At 61.5% G+C, this 16449-nt stretch carries 19 protein-coding genes and 1 pseudogene; 10 read left to right on the forward strand and 10 right to left on the reverse strand.

The features are described 5' to 3' along the window. Nucleotides 1–15: 15 nt before the first annotated feature. The 3 genes and pseudogenes from ACJ8J4_RS11950 to ACJ8J4_RS11960 all read right to left on the reverse strand — a co-directional run. Nucleotides 16–303, reverse strand: a complete 288-nt coding sequence (locus tag ACJ8J4_RS11950; protein WP_072269807.1) for a colicin Z C-terminal domain-related protein — start codon at nucleotides 301–303, stop codon at nucleotides 16–18. Nucleotides 304–318: 15 nt separating this feature from the next. Continuing rightward, complete coding sequence (locus ACJ8J4_RS11955) at nucleotides 319–525, reverse strand: hypothetical protein (RefSeq protein ID WP_072269808.1); 207 nt, start codon at nucleotides 523–525, stop codon at nucleotides 319–321. Nucleotides 526–920: 395 nt separating this feature from the next. Beyond that, nucleotides 921–1073 (reverse strand): annotated as a pseudogene (locus ACJ8J4_RS11960) (DUF4865 family protein); the annotation flags it as partial. 105 nt (nucleotides 1074–1178) lie between these two features. On the opposite strand from ACJ8J4_RS11960, the gene ACJ8J4_RS11965 reads away from it, so the two are divergent. Further along, nucleotides 1179–2048: a LysR substrate-binding domain-containing protein gene (locus ACJ8J4_RS11965; protein ID WP_025302028.1), complete on the forward strand. Its 870-nt coding sequence runs from the start codon at nucleotides 1179–1181 to the stop codon at nucleotides 2046–2048. Here the strand turns inward: ACJ8J4_RS11965 and sseA are convergent. After that, a complete protein-coding gene (gene sseA / locus ACJ8J4_RS11970) occupies nucleotides 2045–2890 on the reverse strand; it encodes a 3-mercaptopyruvate sulfurtransferase (RefSeq protein ID WP_197835274.1) in 846 nt (281 codons plus the stop codon). The two genes, ACJ8J4_RS11965 and sseA, sit on opposite strands and share 4 nt — an antisense overlap. 106 nt (nucleotides 2891–2996) lie before the next feature. On the opposite strand from sseA, the gene ACJ8J4_RS11975 reads away from it, so the two are divergent. Continuing rightward, nucleotides 2997–3419 carry an NUDIX hydrolase gene (locus ACJ8J4_RS11975; RefSeq protein ID WP_049203903.1) on the forward strand — a complete coding sequence of 141 codons (423 nt, stop codon included), beginning with the start codon at nucleotides 2997–2999 and terminating at the stop codon, nucleotides 3417–3419. Between the two features lie 9 nt (nucleotides 3420–3428). Here the strand turns inward: ACJ8J4_RS11975 and ACJ8J4_RS11980 are convergent, their stop codons facing one another. The 3 genes from ACJ8J4_RS11980 to ACJ8J4_RS11990 form a co-directional block, all read right to left on the reverse strand. Continuing rightward, on the reverse strand, nucleotides 3429–4094 hold the full coding sequence (locus ACJ8J4_RS11980) for an epimerase (protein ID WP_060447572.1): 666 nt from the start codon (nucleotides 4092–4094) through the stop codon (nucleotides 3429–3431). After that, nucleotides 4091–5116 (reverse strand): AraC family transcriptional regulator, encoded by a 1026-nt coding sequence (locus ACJ8J4_RS11985; RefSeq protein ID WP_197835276.1) that lies wholly within the window; start codon nucleotides 5114–5116, stop codon nucleotides 4091–4093. Before ACJ8J4_RS11985 ends, ACJ8J4_RS11980 begins: the two co-directional genes overlap by 4 nt. 81 nt (nucleotides 5117–5197) lie before the next feature. Then, nucleotides 5198–6634 (reverse strand): aminotransferase-like domain-containing protein, encoded by a 1437-nt coding sequence (locus ACJ8J4_RS11990; protein ID WP_049203904.1) that lies wholly within the window; start codon nucleotides 6632–6634, stop codon nucleotides 5198–5200. 180 nt (nucleotides 6635–6814) lie between these two features. Between ACJ8J4_RS11990 and ACJ8J4_RS11995 the strand changes: the two genes are divergently transcribed. The 3 genes from ACJ8J4_RS11995 to ACJ8J4_RS12005 all read left to right on the forward strand — a co-directional run bounded on the left by ACJ8J4_RS11995 (nucleotide 6815) and on the right by ACJ8J4_RS12005 (nucleotide 8995). Continuing rightward, nucleotides 6815–6997: a DUF1127 domain-containing protein gene (locus ACJ8J4_RS11995; protein WP_016928567.1), complete on the forward strand. Its 183-nt coding sequence runs from the start codon at nucleotides 6815–6817 to the stop codon at nucleotides 6995–6997. Between the two features lie 15 nt (nucleotides 6998–7012). Further along, nucleotides 7013–7636, forward strand: coding sequence for a glutathione S-transferase family protein (locus ACJ8J4_RS12000; protein ID WP_197835278.1), 624 nt, complete (start codon nucleotides 7013–7015; stop codon nucleotides 7634–7636). A gap of 228 nt (nucleotides 7637–7864) precedes the next feature. Beyond that, nucleotides 7865–8995, forward strand: coding sequence for a Gfo/Idh/MocA family protein (locus ACJ8J4_RS12005; RefSeq protein WP_197835280.1), 1131 nt, complete (start codon nucleotides 7865–7867; stop codon nucleotides 8993–8995). A 101-nt stretch (nucleotides 8996–9096) separates the two neighbouring features. Here ACJ8J4_RS12005 and ACJ8J4_RS12010 read toward each other — a convergent pair whose 3' ends face one another. Genes ACJ8J4_RS12010 through ACJ8J4_RS12020 form a run of 3 tightly spaced genes read right to left on the reverse strand, consistent with a single transcriptional unit; the run spans nucleotide 9097 to nucleotide 12228 of the window. Continuing rightward, entirely contained in the window at nucleotides 9097–10968 is a 1872-nt protein-coding gene (locus ACJ8J4_RS12010) for an amidohydrolase (protein ID WP_025302036.1), read from the reverse strand. A 21-nt stretch (nucleotides 10969–10989) separates the two neighbouring features. Further along, nucleotides 10990–11535, reverse strand: coding sequence for an antibiotic biosynthesis monooxygenase (locus tag ACJ8J4_RS12015; protein WP_049295237.1), 546 nt, complete (start codon nucleotides 11533–11535; stop codon nucleotides 10990–10992). A gap of 48 nt (nucleotides 11536–11583) precedes the next feature. After that, entirely contained in the window at nucleotides 11584–12228 is a 645-nt protein-coding gene (locus tag ACJ8J4_RS12020; RefSeq protein ID WP_004939390.1) for a hydrolase, read from the reverse strand. A gap of 140 nt (nucleotides 12229–12368) precedes the next feature. Here ACJ8J4_RS12020 and ACJ8J4_RS12025 point away from each other — a divergent pair, with 140 nt between their 5' ends. The 5 genes from ACJ8J4_RS12025 to osmF all read left to right on the forward strand — a co-directional run bounded on the left by ACJ8J4_RS12025 (nucleotide 12369) and on the right by osmF (nucleotide 16407). Continuing rightward, on the forward strand, nucleotides 12369–13280 hold the full coding sequence (locus ACJ8J4_RS12025) for a LysR substrate-binding domain-containing protein (protein WP_025302038.1): 912 nt from the start codon (nucleotides 12369–12371) through the stop codon (nucleotides 13278–13280). Between the two features lie 44 nt (nucleotides 13281–13324). Next, entirely contained in the window at nucleotides 13325–13699 is a 375-nt protein-coding gene (locus ACJ8J4_RS12030) for a cell envelope integrity TolA C-terminal domain-containing protein (RefSeq protein WP_197835283.1), read from the forward strand. Between the two features lie 140 nt (nucleotides 13700–13839). Continuing rightward, nucleotides 13840–14316, forward strand: coding sequence for an OsmC family protein (locus tag ACJ8J4_RS12035; protein ID WP_043136993.1), 477 nt, complete (start codon nucleotides 13840–13842; stop codon nucleotides 14314–14316). 89 nt (nucleotides 14317–14405) lie between these two features. Continuing rightward, nucleotides 14406–15437: a fatty acid desaturase gene (locus ACJ8J4_RS12040; protein WP_141997557.1), complete on the forward strand. Its 1032-nt coding sequence runs from the start codon at nucleotides 14406–14408 to the stop codon at nucleotides 15435–15437. A 40-nt stretch (nucleotides 15438–15477) separates the two neighbouring features. Then, on the forward strand, nucleotides 15478–16407 hold the full coding sequence (gene osmF, locus ACJ8J4_RS12045; protein ID WP_025302041.1) for a glycine betaine ABC transporter substrate-binding protein OsmF: 930 nt from the start codon (nucleotides 15478–15480) through the stop codon (nucleotides 16405–16407). The last annotated feature ends 42 nt before the right edge of the window (nucleotides 16408–16449 follow it).

Below are 16449 nucleotides of genomic sequence, written 5' to 3' on the forward strand. Positions count from 1 at the left end.
GGTTGCTTTATGATATCAAGCTAAATTAGTATAAACGTGAACACCTTGTCCCGTCCCGCTAATGCTCTTAAATTTGATTTTATCTTGCCCAGCGCCTCGACAGGCAATTTGAAACGATGCAGGGCCAATAACCGTCACTGTTTTAGGGCCGTTTGGCGCATACCAAATAAATGCCACAAAGGGACCTTCAAGTTGAGAGATAGACTCAAAGTAAACAGTGTATGCTATATCACCAATATGACTTTCAAGATTAACCCAGGGTCCAAAGGCACCTGGCGGTGCCCAGACGTTTTGAGAAATCATAATACCTCCAATTAATTAATGTTCATGTGAGTGCTGTTGCCATTGTTTGTCATTAGATACATCTATAATTGAAACATCGGCACCTTCAAAAGCCTTGAAGAAATAGTCTAGTGCTTGTTCTTTTGTTGCAACAATATCTGACTGGCAACTAATTTCGGTGCCATTCTCATTTTTATAAGAAAAGAGAATGCGTTGTGTTAAAACTGAATTTTCGTTTTCCATAGTACCTCCTGCCTTTAATAGAGGAACTGAATTTAAGATAAATAACTATTGTTATCACCTTATATAGACCTTGTCAGAGATGGCACAACCTGAGCATTACAGGTCGACTCAGAAAGTGTAGTAAAACTTATAAATTAGGTCAGCATAGCATTCTTGATGATTAAGAAGGTCAATCGACTTTTTGGGGTTTCTAACCATGAAACGTAGCGTGACCTATCCGCGGCTGGCGTGAACTAACGATACATAATGTATGAAAATGCCAGTTTCGATGTGTTTTTTAACCTAAAAACCATTTTTCAGGCACATTTATCCAATGCTGACAGCTGCAGTCATCTTTTTTCTCCATCAGATGGCGCTTGTCTGACAACCGGTTGGTGGCATGCACGCCTCGCAGTGGCGCTGCCTTCGCTGCGCTGTGCGTACAGATACGCTTTGACGATCAGCTGCGGGCAGGCGTCGAGCCGATGGCCGACATCGGCGATGCGGCGGCGGACGATCGCCATGTCGTAATCGGCGGGCAGGGTGAAACGGTATTGCATCGCGAGCATAAGGATTCTCCGGAAAGACATTGACCCGGAGAGCGTGACACGCCATCTTTATCAGTAAAATCGGTATTATTTTGATTGATGGTTCAGAAAATCAGGATGGTCAGCATGGGGCGAATAACGTTCGATCTCGAGGATTTGCGCAGCTTCGTCACCGGCGTCGAGCTGGGCAGCTTCGCCAAGGCGGCTGAACGGCTGGGGCGTTCGACGTCGGCGGTCAGTGCCCACCTGAAAAAGCTGGAACAGCAGGTCGGCGCGCCGATCCTGCGCAAGGCTGGGCGCGGCATGGTGATGACCGAGGCGGGGGAAACCCTGCTCGGCTACGCGCGCCGTCTGCTGGAGCTCAATGACGAAGCCGCCGCCGCGGTGCGCGGGTTGGATCTGCAGGGCACGGTGCGGCTGGGGTTGCAGGAGGATTTCGGCGAGACGTTTCTGCCGCAGGTGTTGGGCAGCTTCGCGCGCGCCAATCCGAAGGTGCGCATCGAGGCGCGCATCGCCCGCAATGCCGAGCTGATCGACTGGGTGCTGAAAGGCCAGCTGGATCTGTCGCTGGCGTGGGATGGCGGTTTGAGCACGCCGTTTCATCAGGCGCTGGGGCAGCGGCAGCTGCACTGGATCGCCTCGCCCGGCTTCGCGCTGGCGCCGTGGCGAGAAGGGGATGAGCCCTTGCCGTTGGTGATGTTCGACGCGCCCTGTCTGATGCGCAGCGCGGCGACGCAGGCGCTGGATCGCGCCGGTATTCCCTGGCGCATCGCCTTTACCAGCCGCAGCCTGAATGGCGTTTGGGCGGCGGTGAGCGCCGGGTTGGGCGTAACGGTGCGCACGGCGGCGGGCTTACCGCCCGGCCTGTCACCGCTGGCCCCCGATCTGCTGCCCGCTCTTGGCCAACTCGGCGTGGTGCTGCACCGCGCCGAGGATCAGCCTTCGGCCGCCGTGCAGCGGCTGGCGCAGATCGTGGTCGAGCGGATCGAAACCTAATCTTGGGCGATTGGCTGCTTGCCGCTCCGCTGGCCCCATTCGCTCCAGGCACCGTCATACAGCTTGACCTGCGGCGCGCCGAGCGACAACAAGCCAAACGCCAGCACCGCCGCCGTCACGCCGGAGCCGCAGCTGGTGATGATCGGGCCGTTGATGTCCACCCCCTTGTCGCTGAAGGTTTGGCGCAGTGCCTCCAGCGATTTGAAACGGCCGTTCTCCAGCAGCTCGCCGTACGGAATGTTGATGCTGCCCGGAATGTGGCCGCGGTGCAGGCCGGGGCGCGGCTCTGGCGCTTCGGCATAAAAGCGCGGCGCGGCGCGCGCGTCGAGAATTTGCACCGGCGTGCCTAGTGCCTGTTCCACTTGCTGCATATCCACCACCGCGTCGGCGTTGAACTGGGCGTTGAACGTCTGCGGGGCAGGCTGCGCCGGGCCGGTTGCCAGCGCTTGCCCCAGCGCGGTCCAGCCGTTCAGCCCTTCGTCCAGTACGTAAACATGCTCGGCGCCGAAATTGCGGAAGGTCCACCAGCCGCGCGGTGCGGAGAACTGGTTGCCCTCGTCGTAAATCACCAGGGTATCGCGCTCGCTGATGCCCAGTTTGCCCACCGCCGCGCCAAACTCCGCCGCCGTCGGCAGCATGTGCGGCAGCGCGGTGTTTTTGTCCGCCACGTCGTCGATATCAAAATAGACCGCGCCGGGGATATGGCCGCGTTCGAACTCGGCAAGCATGTCCTTTTTCGGCGTTAGCCCCACCGGCGACATCCGAACGTCGATCACCACCAGATTTTCATCGTTGATATGTTGCGCAAGCCATTGGGGAGTCACCAGAAACGGAGAGTTCATCGTTATTGTTCGCCTGTTGTGAAAACGGATTTTCACTATACACCAGGCCGCGCGGGGATGAAGTATGATGTTCGGTCAAAGGCGATGGGCCGGGAGCGGAGAAATCATGACGGACGAGGCGTTTGGCGGGGCCAAGATCGCGCTGCTGTGCGACGATCGTTTGCTGGTTTACCAACGGGACGACAAGCCGGGCATTCCATGGCCCGGTCAATGGGATCTGCCTGGCGGCGGGCGGGAAAACGGCGAAACGCCGCTGCAGTGCGTGCAGCGGGAAACGCAGGAAGAGTTCGGCGTGACGATCGCGGAATGTCAGGTTGTCTGGCGGCGGCGCTACGATGGCGTTCTGCCCGGCTCCCCGCCGACCTGGTTTATGGCCGGCGAGATCGCCCCGGCGCAGATCGCCGCCATTCGCTTTGGCGACGAAGGCCAGCGCTGGCGGATGATGCCGGTGGCGCAGTTTATTGAGCATCCGCAGGGCATCGAGCATCTGCGCCGCCGGGTGGCGGCGTATTGGCGGCGGCGCGGTTGATGACGGTATTTAGCGCGTCGCCAGTTGATTGATCTGCGGCGGCTCCAGGATGCGCAAGGCGGTTTCCCGGCGCGCCACCGCCAGCATCGCCAGCCCGATTCGTTCGGTGCTGCTCACCTGCGAGGGAAACAGCCGCAATGCGCCGAGCCACAGCGGTTTGAACAGCCGATAAATCAGATCGTATGTACGGACTTTGGAGCGAATGCCGTGCAGCGGCACAATGGCGCCGGGGCGGAACATCACCGCGTGGAACGGCAGCGCCAGCAGCGCGTTTTCGGTGGCGCCCTTGACCCTGGCCCACATGCTGCGGCCGCGTTCGCTGCTGTCGGTGCCGACGCCGGAAACGTAGATGAAGACCATCGTCGGGTTCAGCGTCGCCAACGGGCGAGCCGCGGCCAGCGTCAGGTCGTAAGTTACCGAGCGATACTCGGCTTCGCTCAGGCCGGCGGACGAAATCCCCAGACAGAAGAAACAGGCGTCGTAGCCGGCGAGCTGCGGCTCCAGCGCCGACAGGTCACGCAGGTCGGGCAGGGAGAGCTGGCGCAGTTTGGCGTGGCTCTGCGCCAACGGGCGCCGGCCGATGCTGAGCACTTTGCTGACCCGCGGATCGCGCAGGCATTCTCGCAGCGCGCCCTGGCCCACCATGCCGCTGGCGCCGAAGATAATCACTTTCATGCTCTGTCCTCCCGATGGTCGGCTGCACGCTGAGTGCGCCAGCGGCTGGGCGTCAGCGCTTCCCACTGAATAAAGGCGCGGCTGAACGAGTTCAGCTCTTCGAATCCCAGCACAAAGGCGATTTCGCCCGGCTCGAGATCGGTATCCGCCAACAAGCGGCAGGCGGTACGATGGCGAGTTTTGTCCAGCAGCTGCTGGTAGCTGTAGCCGTGCCGTTGCAGACGGCGCTGCAGCGTGCGCGGGCTGAGATAGAGCTCCGCGGCCACGCTGTTGACGCTGGGGCGCTGGCCGCGCATGCTGCGGCCGAGGATCGTCATCACCTGTGTGGGCAAGTCTTGCTCGGCGCGCGCTTCGGCCAACTCGGCCTCCAGCTCCGGCAGCAGCAGCGCCAGCATGTCCTGGTCGTGGGTGATGAGCGGCTGCTGCATCAGCGCACGGTCAAATACCAGCACGTCCAGCGGCGCGTCGAATCGCACCGGGCAGCCGAAGTGGCGCAGCAGCGGTGAGTGGGGATCGCGACGGCGGGTCACCTCAAGCGCCTTGGGCTGCAGCGGCAAGCCGGTGCCACGGCGGCACAGGGCGGTGATAGAAGCGAACATTGTATCGATCAATAATTCCGGCGTAGGGTCCTCGATCATCGTCCAACGCGTATGCAGCCGAACGCTGTCGCCATCTTCCTCCAGCATCAGTTCTTCCGGGCACACCAACCGTTTGTAGCACGCGACTTTACGCAGGGCCTCGCCCATCGTGGCGGAGTGCAGTGCGGCGACTGACGCGATATCGTAATGCTCCGGCGCGACGTCGCCGCCCAGCCGCAGACCAAAGGCGGGATCGTCGCTCAGTTGGGCGAGGGCGCGCCAGACGGCGAAGAACTGGTGGGTGGTCAACCGCACTTTTACGCGCCGCTCGCTGAGCAGCCCGGCGGGCAAGCCGGCTAACTGACCGACCCGTTCGAGATCGACGCCTTGCGCCGCGAGGCGCACCGCCAACGCGTTGGAAACCGGAATTTGATCGCTGCTCATGGTTGTTGCCTGCCAGTGGTAAGAGAAGGCATTACTCTAAAACAGCCTGTCCGTGCGCCGATAATCCGATCGCGTCAAGATTTAATCCGATTGCGCCAAACTGTCGGTTGGCATCAGCGCCTGGATGGTGGCGCCGACCCGTTGTACCGCCTGTTCGATCTCCGTCGTCAGCGTCGGCGCATAGTTGATGCGCAGACAGTTGCGGTACTTGCCGGCGGCGGAAAAAATGCTGCCGACGGCGATTTGTACGCCTTGCTGCTCGAGATGGCGGTTCAGCCGCAGGGTATCGAACGCTTCGTCCAATTCGATCCACAGCATAAAACCGCCGCGCGGCCGGCTGACGCGGGTGCCGACCGGGAAGTGTTTCAGGATCAAATCGGTCATGCGATCGCGGTTCTGCTGGTAGCGGGCGCGCATGCGCCGCAGGTGCTGCAGATAGTGCCCGCTGCGGATAAATTCGGCGATCGCCAGCTGCGGCTGGGTGGCGGTGGCGCCGGAGCCGATGAACTTCATGTGTAGCACCCGCTCCAGATAGCGGCCGGGCGCGATCCAGCCCACGCGCAGCCCCGGCGCCAGCGTTTTGGAAAACGAGCTACACAGCAGCACGCGGCCGTCGTCGTCGAACGACTTGATGGTGCGCGGCCGCGGGTAGTGATAGGCGATGTCGCCGTAAACGTCATCCTCGATGATCGCCGCATCGTGGCGTTGCGCCAGCGTCAGCAGCCGCTGTTTATGGGCGTCGGGCATGATGTAGCCCAGCGGGTTGTTGCAGTTGGGCGTCAGCAGAATGGCCTTGATCGGCCACTGTTCAAGGGCCATCTCCAGCGCCGCCAGGCTGACGCCGGTCAGCGGATCGGTGGGGATTTCCAGCGCTTTGATGCCCAATCCCTTCAGCGTTTGCATGGTGCCGTGGAAGCAGGGGGAATCGACCGCCACGATGTCGCCGGGTTGGCAAACGGCGCGCAGCCCGGCGGAGATCGCTTCCTGGCAACCGGTGGTGATCAGCAACTGATCGGCACCGATATGGCAGCCGGAATCCAGCAGCAGACGAGCGACCTGTTCACGCAGCGCGGTCACGCCCTGAATGCTGTCGTAATAAAGGCTGCGCAGGTCGCCGTGGCGGGCGGCGTTGCGCAGGGCGACAATCAGCGGTTTCATCGTCGGCTCGGCGACGTCCGGCATGCCGCGCCCCAGTTGGATCAGGCCTTCGCGCGGCCGGCTGCGCACCAGCTCCAGCACCTGCTCCCATTGCGAAATGTCCACCGGCCGCTGCACCGGCGCCGTCATAGCGGGCAGCTCGGCCTGCGCGCGCCGCGTATGCACGAAGTAGCCCGACTTCGGCCGCGCTTCCACCAGGCGCTGTTCCTCGAGCAGCCGGTAGGCTTGCTGCACCGTGCTGATGCTGACGCCGTGCTCCTGGCTCAATGCGCGCACCGAAGGCAGGCGATGGCCGGCCGGATACAACCCTTGCTGAATGCGTTGGCTGAGAATGGCGGCCAGCGTGGCGTAGCGTGTCATACAGAGGCCTCTCATCGGCGGTAAGAATTAAAAAACCGGTACAGATGCTTTCAAAGTAAACCATTCAGTGGGTTTTTTGGTGCAGCTGTATGAAAAAAATAGCACCAGCGTGAATCTGTATTGTTTTTCTCTCGGCGAGCATGATGACTGCAACGCGAAAACATCAGGGAGAATAACAAGATGGCTCTGTTTACTGGCGCGCCGCGGCGGCGCTCATTCGGTGGGTCACGCTGGCGTCTGTATCTGCAACGCTACAGGACGCGAAAAGAATTATTATTGCTGGACGATGCGCGGCTGATCGATATTGGTTTGTCGCGTGCAGAAGCGCTGCGTGAAGGATGTAAACCTTTCTGGAAAGAATAGATAAGAGGAAAACCGATGCTGAGAGTCTTGGGCAAGGCTTCATCAATCAACGTGCGCAAAGTGTTATGGACCTGTCAGGAGCTGGGGCTGACGCTGGAACGGGAAGACTGGGGCAGCGGCTTTCGCTCCACGCAGGAGCCGGCGTTTCTGGCGCTGAATCCCAACGGCCTGGTGCCGGTGCTGATTGACGGCGAGCGGGCGCTGTGGGAGTCGAACACCATTTGCCGCTATCTGGTGGGGCGGGAAGGGCGCCGCGATCTGCTGCCGCAGGAACCCGGCGCGCGCGCGGCGGTGGAGATGTGGATGGACTGGCAGGCCACCGATCTGAACGGCGCCTGGCGCTATGTGTTCATGTCGCGCGTGCGCGGGCATGCGGATTACCAGGATGCCGCCAGCCTGGCCGCCGCCGAACGCGAGTGGAATCGGCTGATGGGGCTGCTGGACAGGCATTTGGCGCAGCACGGCCCTTATGCCGCCGGCGCCACCTTCACGGTGGCGGACGTGGTGCTGGGGCTGTCGCTGAACCGCTGGCTGATGACGCCGTTCGAGCGGCCGAATTATGCGGCGCTGGCGGCCTATCAGCAGCGCCTGCTGCAACGCCCTGGCTACGTGCAACACGGTGCCAACGGTTTACCGTAATATGAAATAAATGGTTCATTTTATCCCGTCCGGATACGACCAGCCGCGTCCGGGCTTTCCTCATTGCATCATCCCGTCAACGTTTCATGAACGGCATCACGAATATGAACTTTATTTTCCCGCGTGCTTGTTATTGAAATTTATATTCCATATAAACCCGTTATCAATCGGCGCGTTTCATTGAGCCGCGCCTGGTTCTACACAGAATTTCGGTCACGGGAGAAAATGATGAAACAGGTACGCGTTGGGTTAATCGGCACCGGTTATATCGGGCGTTGTCACGCTATCGCTTATGCGCAGGCCCCCACGGTATTTCCCCTTAAAGGGGAGCTGGTGCTGGAGATGCTGGCGGAGGTGACGCCCGAGCTGGCGGCGCAGCGCGCGGCCGAGTTCGGCTTTGCGCGTTCGACCGGCGACTGGCGGCAGCTGGTGGCCGATCCGGCGATCGACGTGGTAGACATCTGCGCCCCTAATTTCTTGCACAAAGAGATGGCGCTGGCGGCGATCCACCACGGCAAGCACGTATATTCGGAAAAACCGCTGGCGCTGGACGCCGCCGACGCGGCGGAGATGGTGCAGGCCGCCCGCGCCAAGGGCGTGAAAACGCTGGTCGGTTTCAACTACATGAAGAACCCGACCAGCCAGCTGGCGCGCGAGATCATCGCCAACGGCGAAATCGGCGAGGTGGTGCATTTTTACGGCACCCACAATGAGGATTACCTGGCCGACCCGCGCACGCCGATCGACTGGCACTGCCGCCGCGCCAGCGCCGGGCTGGGCGCGTTGGGGGATCTGGCGGCGCATATCGTCAATATGGCGCACTACCTGGTGGGCGATATCGTGGCGGTCTCTGGCGATATGCAGACCGTGATCAAGCAGCGCCCGGACCCGCAAGACCCGGCGCGCCTGCTGCCGGTGGAAAACGAAGATCAGGCCAGTGCACTGCTGCGTTTCGCCGGCGGGGCGATGGGCACGATCGAAACGTCGCGCATCGCCTGCGGGCGCAAGATGGGGCTGACCTATGTGGTCACCGGCACCAAAGGCACGCTGAGTTATACCCAGGAACGGATGGCCGAACTGAAGCTGTATCGGCATGATGAACCGGCGGAGCGGCAGGGGTTCAAGACGTTGCTGGTGGGGCCGAAGCACCCGGACTATGCGGCGTTTTGCATCAGCGCCGGGCACGGCATTGGTTTTAACGATCAGAAAACGGTGGAGATCCGCGATCTGGTCAACGGCATCGCCGCGGGCGATCGCATGTGGCCGGACTTTGAAGAAGGCTGGAAGGTGTCTTGCGTGCTGGATGCGATAGCCGCCTCCGCCGAGCAGCGGCGCTGGCTGGAGATCAACCGCGATTGACAATAAAATGGCGCTCTCCGCGGACAGCGCCATTAATTTGCTACTTTACTAACTTAGTATCTTATTAAGCTAGTTACGTAATAAGTTGCTGGGCTGGCAACTTAGAACGAGAAGCACGAACAGCCGAACGCGCCCCAGAAGGCATTCTCGTCCGACACCGGGATGCTGGAGCGGCGCGCGATGTCATGCTGATGCGCGTGTACGCCGCACGGGCCGCAGCATTGGTGCGCCTGGCTCACGACCCCGACGCGAGCTGCCGCCGACGGCGGCGCGGAGCGGTAGTGGCCCGGCACTTGGGTGACCGGTGACCACTCCGGCAGCACCGGCAGCGGCGGTGGCGCCAGCGGCGAGAAGCTGCCAGCGGCGTAGACCACTTTGCCATCCACCACCGTCATCACCGACTCGATGCCTTTGATCTGCTCTTCCGGCACGCTGAAATAGTCCTGCGACAGCACCGCCATATCCGCCAACTGACCGACCTTGATCTGGCCTTTCTTGCCCTGTTCGGTGGAGAACCAGGCGCTCCCTTGCGTCCACAGCATCAGCGCCGTTTCGCGATCCAGCCGGGCGCTGTCGTCGTACATCGCCATGCCGCCGACGGTGCGGCCGGAGACCAGCCAGTACAGCGCCGTCCACGGGTTGTAGCTGGCGACGCGGGTGGCGTCGGTGCCCAGCCCGACCGGCAGCTCAGCCGCCAGCATTTTCGCTACCGGCGGCGTATGTTTGGTGGCTTCGATGCCGTAGCGATCGGCGAAATATTCGCCCTGGAACGCCATGCGATGCTGCACCGCAATGCCGCCGCCCAGCGCCTTGACCCGTTCGATATTGCGTTCGGTAATGGTTTCGGCGTGGTCGAATAGCCAGTGCAGCCCGTTGAACGGAATGTCGCGGTTCACCTTCTCGAACACGTCCAGCATGCGGCTGATGGACTCGTCATAGGTGGCGTGCAGGCGGAACGGCCAGCGGTGCTCGACCAAATGGCGCACCACCCGCTCCAGCTCGTCTTCGGTGCCCGGCGGCAGATCCGGGCGCGGCTGCAGGAAGTCTTCGAAGTCGGCGGCGGAAAACACCAGCATCTCGCCGGCGCCGTTGTGGCGATAGAAATCGGTGCCCTGGCCTGGCTTGAGCATATCAGTCCACAGCTCGAAGTCTTCCAGTTCCTGCTTCGGCCGCTGGGTGAACAGGTTATAGGCGATACGGATGGTCAGCTGCTTTTTCTCGTGCAGCTCGGCGATCACCTGATAATCCTCCGGGTAGTTCTGGAAACCGCCGCCGGCGTCGATGGCGCTGGTGAGGCCGAGGCGGTTCAGCTCACGCATGAACTGGCGGGTGGAGTTGACCTGCTGTTCCAGCGGCAGCTTCGGCCCTTTCGCCAGCGTGGCGTACAGGATCATGGCGTTGGGTTTGGCGATCAGCATGCCGGTCGGGTTGCCGTTGGCGTCGCGCTGGATCTCGCCGCCCGGTGGGTTCGGCGTGTCTTTGGTGTAGCCGACTACCTTCAGCGCCGCGCGGTTGAGCAGCGCGCGATCGTAGAGATGCAGAATAAATACCGGCGTGTCCGGCGCCGCCTGGTTGATTTCGTCCAGCGTCGGCATGCGGCGTTCGGCAAACTGGAATTCGGTCCAGCCGCCGACCACCCGCACCCATTGCGGGCTCGGCGTGCGCAGCGCCTGCTCTTTCAACATGCGCAGCGCGTCGGCCAGCGAAGGCACGCCTTCCCAGCGCAGCTCCAGGTTGTAGTTCAGGCCGCCGCGGATCAGGTGCAGGTGCGAGTCGTTCAGGCCCGGAATGGCGGTGTGGCCGTGCAGATCGATCACCTGGGTTTCCGGCCCGGCGTGCTGCATGACTTCGGCTTCGCTGCCGACCGCCAGAAACTTGCCGTCGCGGATGGCGACCGCCTGTGCGGTAGGATTTTGGCGATCGACGGTGTGAAACTTGCCGTTGGTGATGATCAATGAAGCGTGGTGGTTCATAACATTCTCCCGGCGAACCGCCTAGCGGCGGATCAGCCATTGATGAAAGACGCGAGTCACGATGGGCATCCACAGGTACACCACCAGGGCGACCACGGTGGCGTCATTGAGAAAATGGCCGAGCAGCGTGCCGTTCAACTGCGGCAGCGCCAGCCCCCAAAACCAGGGCACCAGATTGGTGGAAGGGAAGATCACCAGCAGGGTGATGATGAACTGCTTCCACTGGGGCGGCTGGCGCACGTTGGGGTTGGGCGGGGTAAACCAGAACTCCGCGCCGGGGCGGATCTCGATATGGTCGTTCTCCAGCAACAGCGGAGTGACTTCTTCGATGTATTGCTTGCGCAGCGGCGAGTTGAGCCAGCGGTAGAGATTGTCGACATTGTCGAAGCGGACCAGCACCGTATAGGCCTGTTCGCTGTCGGATGGGCGGATGACGTTGACGCCCAGATGGCCGGTGAAGCCCGCGGCGTCCGGCATGATGCGGTTCAGCCAGGCCTCATAGGCCTGCTCGTTCCCCGGCGCCAAACGGTGGGTGATCACCAGCGTGACATGCTGCGGATGGGCCATAAAACCGACTCCTGAAAATACCCCGGCGCGGGGCCGGGGCAGGGGGAATTATTTCACCGTGCGGGCCGGTGCGTGGTGCACCATGGTGTAAGCGTAGTCGACGCCCATGCCGTACGCGCCGCTGTGTTCGCGCACCAGCGCCATCACCGCGTCGTAGGTGTCTTTGCGTGCCCAGTCGCGTTGGTACTCCAGCAGCACCTGTTGCCAGGTCACCGGTACGGCGCCGGCCTGCACCATGCGATCGATCGAGCGTTCGTGCGCATCGACGGAGGTGCCGCCGGAGGTGTCGGTCACCACGTACACTTCATAGCCGGCTTCCAGCGCCATCAGCGCCGGGAAGGTCAAACAAACTTCGGTCCATAGCGCGGAGATCACCAGCTTTTTGCGGCCGGTGGCTTCCACGGCTTTAACGAAGGCCGCGTCTTCCCAGGAGTTCATCGAGGTACGTTCAATCGGGGTGATTTCAGGGTGTACCGCCAGCAGTTCCGGCCAGATATAGCCGCTGAAGCTTTCGGTTTCGACCGAGGTGAAAAGGGTGGGGACGTTGAAAATCTTGCCTGCCTTCGCCAAACCAACAACGTTGTTTTTCAGTTGCTGACGATCAATATTAGCCACGCCGAAGGCCATTTGTGGTTGATGATCGATAAAAATCAGTGCGGAATTGTCTTTATCAAGCAGTTGAAACTTGGACATAATTTACCTTCCCAGTGATATTTCGGTTGAACATCTGATGAGTGTAACGCCGATAAAACCCATGGTAGGCAGAGGGCGATTTCAAAGATACCGCAGAATTTTTGCCGACTTGTTGAGTTTTTTTATACACGGGAGAAAGCATGAGATTAAACCTGGAAGCGCTGCTGATTTTGGACGCGCTGGACCGGCACGGATCTTTCGCCGCCGCGGCCGCCGCACTGTTTAAAACCCCTTCGGCACTGAGCTATATGGTGCAAAAGCTCGAGAACGATCTCGACATCACCCTGCTGGACCGCTCCGGCCATCGGGCGAAGTTCACCGATACCGGCAAGCTGATGCTGGAAAAAGGGCGGGTGCTGCTGCGCGCGGCGCAGGATCTGGAACAGCAGGCGCGCTACGTGGAGAACGGCTGGGAAAGCGAGATCACGCTCGGGATCGACGCCTCCTTCCCGTTTGCCCGCCTGTTGCCGCTGATCGACGAGTTCTATCGGCAGCATCACCATACCCGGCTGCGTTTCAGCCACGAGGTGCTGGCCGGTTCCTGGGAGTCGCTGGTTTACGGTTGCGCCGACATTATCATCGGCGCCATTTGCGAGCCGCCGTCGCGGGTGGGCTATGCGTTCAGCCGCCTGGGGCAGCTGGATTACGTGTTCGCCGTCGCGCCGCAGCATCCGCTGGCGGCGCTGCCGGAACCGTTGCCGAAGGATGAGATCCGTCAGCACCGGGCGGTGGTGGTGCGCGATACCTCGCGCGTCAACGCGCCGCAGAGCCTGAACCTGCTGGAAGAACAGGATACGCTGACGGTCTTCGGCTTTGACGCCAAACTGCAGGCGCAGTTGGCCGGGCTGGGCTGTGGCTATCTGCCGCGTTCTCTGGCAGAACCTTACCTGAACAGCGGCGAACTGGTGGCGAAACGCGTTGAATCTGAGCGCTGCAGCGACGCTGCCTATTTCGGCTGGCGTGAAAGCGCCAGCGGCTTGGCGGCCAAGTGGTGGCGCGAGCGCCTGCAGCGTTACGCGGATGACGGCGAGGCTTATCCGGCGGCGCAGTGAGGGCCGCACGATAAGGATGAATCCCCCCAATAAGGACATCGGGAATGAAAAAGACACTAGGCCTGTTGGCGCTGTTGTTGTTGAGCGGCTGCGGCGCGGGTGCCGGCCATCAGGCTGGCACCCCCTTGCCGTCGCCGCAGGCCGAGGCGCAGACTGCGATGCCGCTCAGCTATCCGGTGCGGGTGCATAACGCGGTGAGCCGCGAGCTGCGTTTGCCGGAGCACGCGCGCGGCCAACGCTGCACCATCAGCATACGGCTGCGGCCGGACGGGAAACTGGCGAGCAGCAAGATCGTAAGAGGCGATGCGCCGCTGTGCGCGGCGGCCAACGCGGCGGTGCAGCGCGCGCAGTTTCCGCCGATGGCCAGCGCCACTGAATACGCGTTGTTCAACGCCGTGGTGCTCGATTTCGTTCCCTGAAGGGATGTGACCGACGGGCCGCCTGCGCGGCCCGTTTTTTCTCGTTTCGCCGTTTGCGTATTCACGCTTTTCCGCCAATAGTGTTCTCCGGGCATGCACCCAGACAATTTTTCATTGGCCGGCCAACGGAAGCAAAAGACATGAAAGGCGAGCATCATTATCAGGTCTCGGTGACCTGGCAGGGGAATGTGGGCGCAGGCACGGAAGATTATCGCGCTTATGGACGCGATCACAGGATCGGCGCCGTGGGCAAGGCAGATATCGCCGGCTCAGCCGATCCGGCCTTCCGCGGTGACGCGACGCGCTGGAATCCGGAGGATTTGCTGGTGGCATCGCTCAGCGCTTGCCACAAATTATGGTACCTGCATCTGTGCGCCACCTCGGGGATTTCGGTGCTGGCCTATCAGGACGATGCCGTGGGCGTGATGCGCGAAGACGCCGCGCGCGGCGGCTTTTTCACCTCGGTGACGCTGCGGCCGCAGGTCACGGTGCGCGATGGCGACGATCTGCAGCTGGCGCAACAGCTTCACGAGAAGGCGCATCACCTGTGCTTTATCGCCAACTCGGTGAATTTCCCGGTGGCGTGTGAGCCGCATGCCGCGTACGCAACCCGCTGAATTTTCACTTAGCTTTGCCATTTTCGTTATTTTGAACGCCGCAACGGCTCACGGATACTGAGAGAAAATCTCTTACCGCGAGCCGCAGCATGTCCCACGCCCACTATTTGCACCCCGAACAGCGCGAACGAATCAGGCAGCTTTATCGGCGCCGGCATTGGCGGCTGGAGCTGCCCACCTGGGGGATCATGGCGGCGGTGTACGGCGGCTGGTTCGGCGTGGCGTATTCTTGGCAGGCGCTGGGCCCGTGGCTTGGCGCACCGCTGCTGATCCTCCTGACCACCTGGTACCTGTCGTTGCAACACGAGCTGATCCACGGCCACCCGACGCGCTGGCCGCGCGTCAATCAGCTGTTCGGCCTGTTGCCGCTGGCGGTGTGGTATCCCTATGGGCTGTATCGCGATTCGCATCTGCGCCACCACCGCAACGACCACCTGACCGATCCGCACGAAGATCCCGAAAGCTATTACTTCAGCGCCGCGCAGTGGCGGCGTTATCCCCGCCTGTTGCCGCTGTTGGCCGCGGTGCGCAATACGCTGATCGGCCGGGTGCTCCTCGGCCCGGCGCTGGATATCGCCGCGACCCTGGCCGGGGCGGTGAAAGCGCTCGCCGGAGGGGAGCGGCGCGCCTGGGCGAGGTGGTTGGTGCACCTGTCGCTGTTGGCGGTGCTGCTGCACTGGCTGCAGACGCAGGGTATCGGTACGGCGTTTTATCTGTTGGCCATCAGCTACCCGGCGCTGGCGCTGACCAAGGTGAGATCGTTTTTTGAGCATCGCGCCGTGGACGCACCGCAGGCACGTTCTATTATTAATGAGGCGGGCTGGCCGTGGCGGCTGTTGTTTCTCAATTTGAACTACCATTTAGTGCATCACGATCTGCCCGGCCTGCCCTGGTATGGTTTGCGCGAAGTCTATCTGGCGGAGCGCGAGGCGTATCAGCGGCGCAGTCAGGGATTTGTCGCGCAAGGCTACGGCGAGTGGCTGCGCGATTACGCCCTGACGCCGATCGACGTCGGCGTACATCCGTTGCGCGCCGGTGAACCGCAGGGGGGAGGCGATGCCCTGCCGACGGAAAAATTTATTGCGCGCTGGAAGCGCGTTTCTCAGGATTTTCCAACCTAACTGGCCCATGAGCCGGAAAACGTATAACCAGAGGAAAAATATGGCAATCACCTTATCACGCGGACGTTCCTTTGCCGTCGCGCTGGCTCTGCTGGCCACCGGCGGCCTGGCGCAGGCGGCCGACTCGGTGCGCGTCGGCTCCAAGATCGATACCGAAGGTTCGCTGCTCGGCAACATCATCGTGCAGGTGCTGGAAGCCAACGGCATCAAGACCACCAACAAGCTGCAGCTCGGCACCACCAAGGTGCTGCGCGGCGCCATCACCTCCGGTGAGATCGACATCTACCCGGAGTACACCGGCAACGGCGCGTTTTTCTTCTCCGATGAGAAAGATCCGGCGTGGAAGAACGCCCAGGCCGGCTTCGAGAAAGTGAAACAGCTCGACTACGACAAAAACAAAATCGTCTGGCTGGACGCGGCGCCGGCCAACAACACCTGGACCATCGCTATTCGCCAGGACGTGGCGGAGGCCAATCATCTGAAAACGCTGTCGGATCTCGGCAAGTGGATCAACGGTGGCGGCAAGTTCAAGCTGGCGGCCTCGGCGGAATTTATCGAACGGCCGGATGCGCTGCCGGCGTTCCAGAGTGCCTACGGTTTCAAACTGAATCAGGATCAGCTGCTGTCCCTGGCCGGCGGTGATACGGCGGTGACCATCAAGGCGGCGGCGGAGCAGACCTCCGGCGTCAACGCGGCGATGGCCTACGGCACCGATGGCCCGGTAGCGGCGCTGGGGTTGCAGACCTTGGCGGACCCGAAAGGGGTACAGCCGATCTACGCGCCGGCGCCGATCGTGCGCGAAGCGGCGCTGAAAGCGCACGCCAATCTGCCTGAGCTGCTGAAGCCGGTGTTCGCCTCACTGGACGGGCCGACGCTGCAAAAGCTCAACGCGCAGATCGCCGTGGAAGGCCAGGACGCCAAACAGGTGGCGGCCGCTTACCTGAAAGAGAAAGGGTTTGTTAAGGGATAATGCCGAGGTGCCCCCTCTGCCGTCGGGAGAGGGGGTTAACCG

The sequence above is a fragment of the Serratia sp. CY47280 genome (assembly GCF_052168655.1).
In the GTDB taxonomy this organism is placed as follows: Bacteria; Pseudomonadota; Gammaproteobacteria; order Enterobacterales; family Enterobacteriaceae; genus Serratia; species Serratia bockelmannii.

Bases quoted from the DNA above. Each gene is read 5' to 3' on its own strand.
- ACJ8J4_RS11950 (WP_072269807.1), bottom strand. From the start codon at position 303: ATGATTTCTCAAAACGTCTGGGCACCGCCAGGTGCCTTTGGACCCTGG.
- ACJ8J4_RS11955 (WP_072269808.1), bottom strand. From the start codon at position 525: ATGGAAAACGAAAATTCAGTTTTAACACAACGCATTCTCTTTTCTTAT.
- ACJ8J4_RS11965 (WP_025302028.1), top strand. From the start codon at position 1,179: ATGGGGCGAATAACGTTCGATCTCGAGGATTTGCGCAGCTTCGTCACC.
- sseA (WP_197835274.1), bottom strand. From the start codon at position 2,890: ATGAACTCTCCGTTTCTGGTGACTCCCCAATGGCTTGCGCAACATATC.
- ACJ8J4_RS11975 (WP_049203903.1), top strand. From the start codon at position 2,997: ATGACGGACGAGGCGTTTGGCGGGGCCAAGATCGCGCTGCTGTGCGAC.
- ACJ8J4_RS11980 (WP_060447572.1), bottom strand. From the start codon at position 4,094: ATGAAAGTGATTATCTTCGGCGCCAGCGGCATGGTGGGCCAGGGCGCG.
- ACJ8J4_RS11985 (WP_197835276.1), bottom strand. From the start codon at position 5,116: ATGAGCAGCGATCAAATTCCGGTTTCCAACGCGTTGGCGGTGCGCCTC.
- ACJ8J4_RS11990 (WP_049203904.1), bottom strand. From the start codon at position 6,634: ATGACACGCTACGCCACGCTGGCCGCCATTCTCAGCCAACGCATTCAG.
- ACJ8J4_RS11995 (WP_016928567.1), top strand. From the start codon at position 6,815: ATGGCTCTGTTTACTGGCGCGCCGCGGCGGCGCTCATTCGGTGGGTCA.
- ACJ8J4_RS12000 (WP_197835278.1), top strand. From the start codon at position 7,013: ATGCTGAGAGTCTTGGGCAAGGCTTCATCAATCAACGTGCGCAAAGTG.
- ACJ8J4_RS12005 (WP_197835280.1), top strand. From the start codon at position 7,865: ATGAAACAGGTACGCGTTGGGTTAATCGGCACCGGTTATATCGGGCGT.
- ACJ8J4_RS12010 (WP_025302036.1), bottom strand. From the start codon at position 10,968: ATGAACCACCACGCTTCATTGATCATCACCAACGGCAAGTTTCACACC.
- ACJ8J4_RS12015 (WP_049295237.1), bottom strand. From the start codon at position 11,535: ATGGCCCATCCGCAGCATGTCACGCTGGTGATCACCCACCGTTTGGCG.
- ACJ8J4_RS12020 (WP_004939390.1), bottom strand. From the start codon at position 12,228: ATGTCCAAGTTTCAACTGCTTGATAAAGACAATTCCGCACTGATTTTT.
- ACJ8J4_RS12025 (WP_025302038.1), top strand. From the start codon at position 12,369: ATGAGATTAAACCTGGAAGCGCTGCTGATTTTGGACGCGCTGGACCGG.
- ACJ8J4_RS12030 (WP_197835283.1), top strand. From the start codon at position 13,325: ATGAAAAAGACACTAGGCCTGTTGGCGCTGTTGTTGTTGAGCGGCTGC.
- ACJ8J4_RS12035 (WP_043136993.1), top strand. From the start codon at position 13,840: ATGAAAGGCGAGCATCATTATCAGGTCTCGGTGACCTGGCAGGGGAAT.
- ACJ8J4_RS12040 (WP_141997557.1), top strand. From the start codon at position 14,406: ATGTCCCACGCCCACTATTTGCACCCCGAACAGCGCGAACGAATCAGG.
- osmF (WP_025302041.1), top strand. From the start codon at position 15,478: ATGGCAATCACCTTATCACGCGGACGTTCCTTTGCCGTCGCGCTGGCT.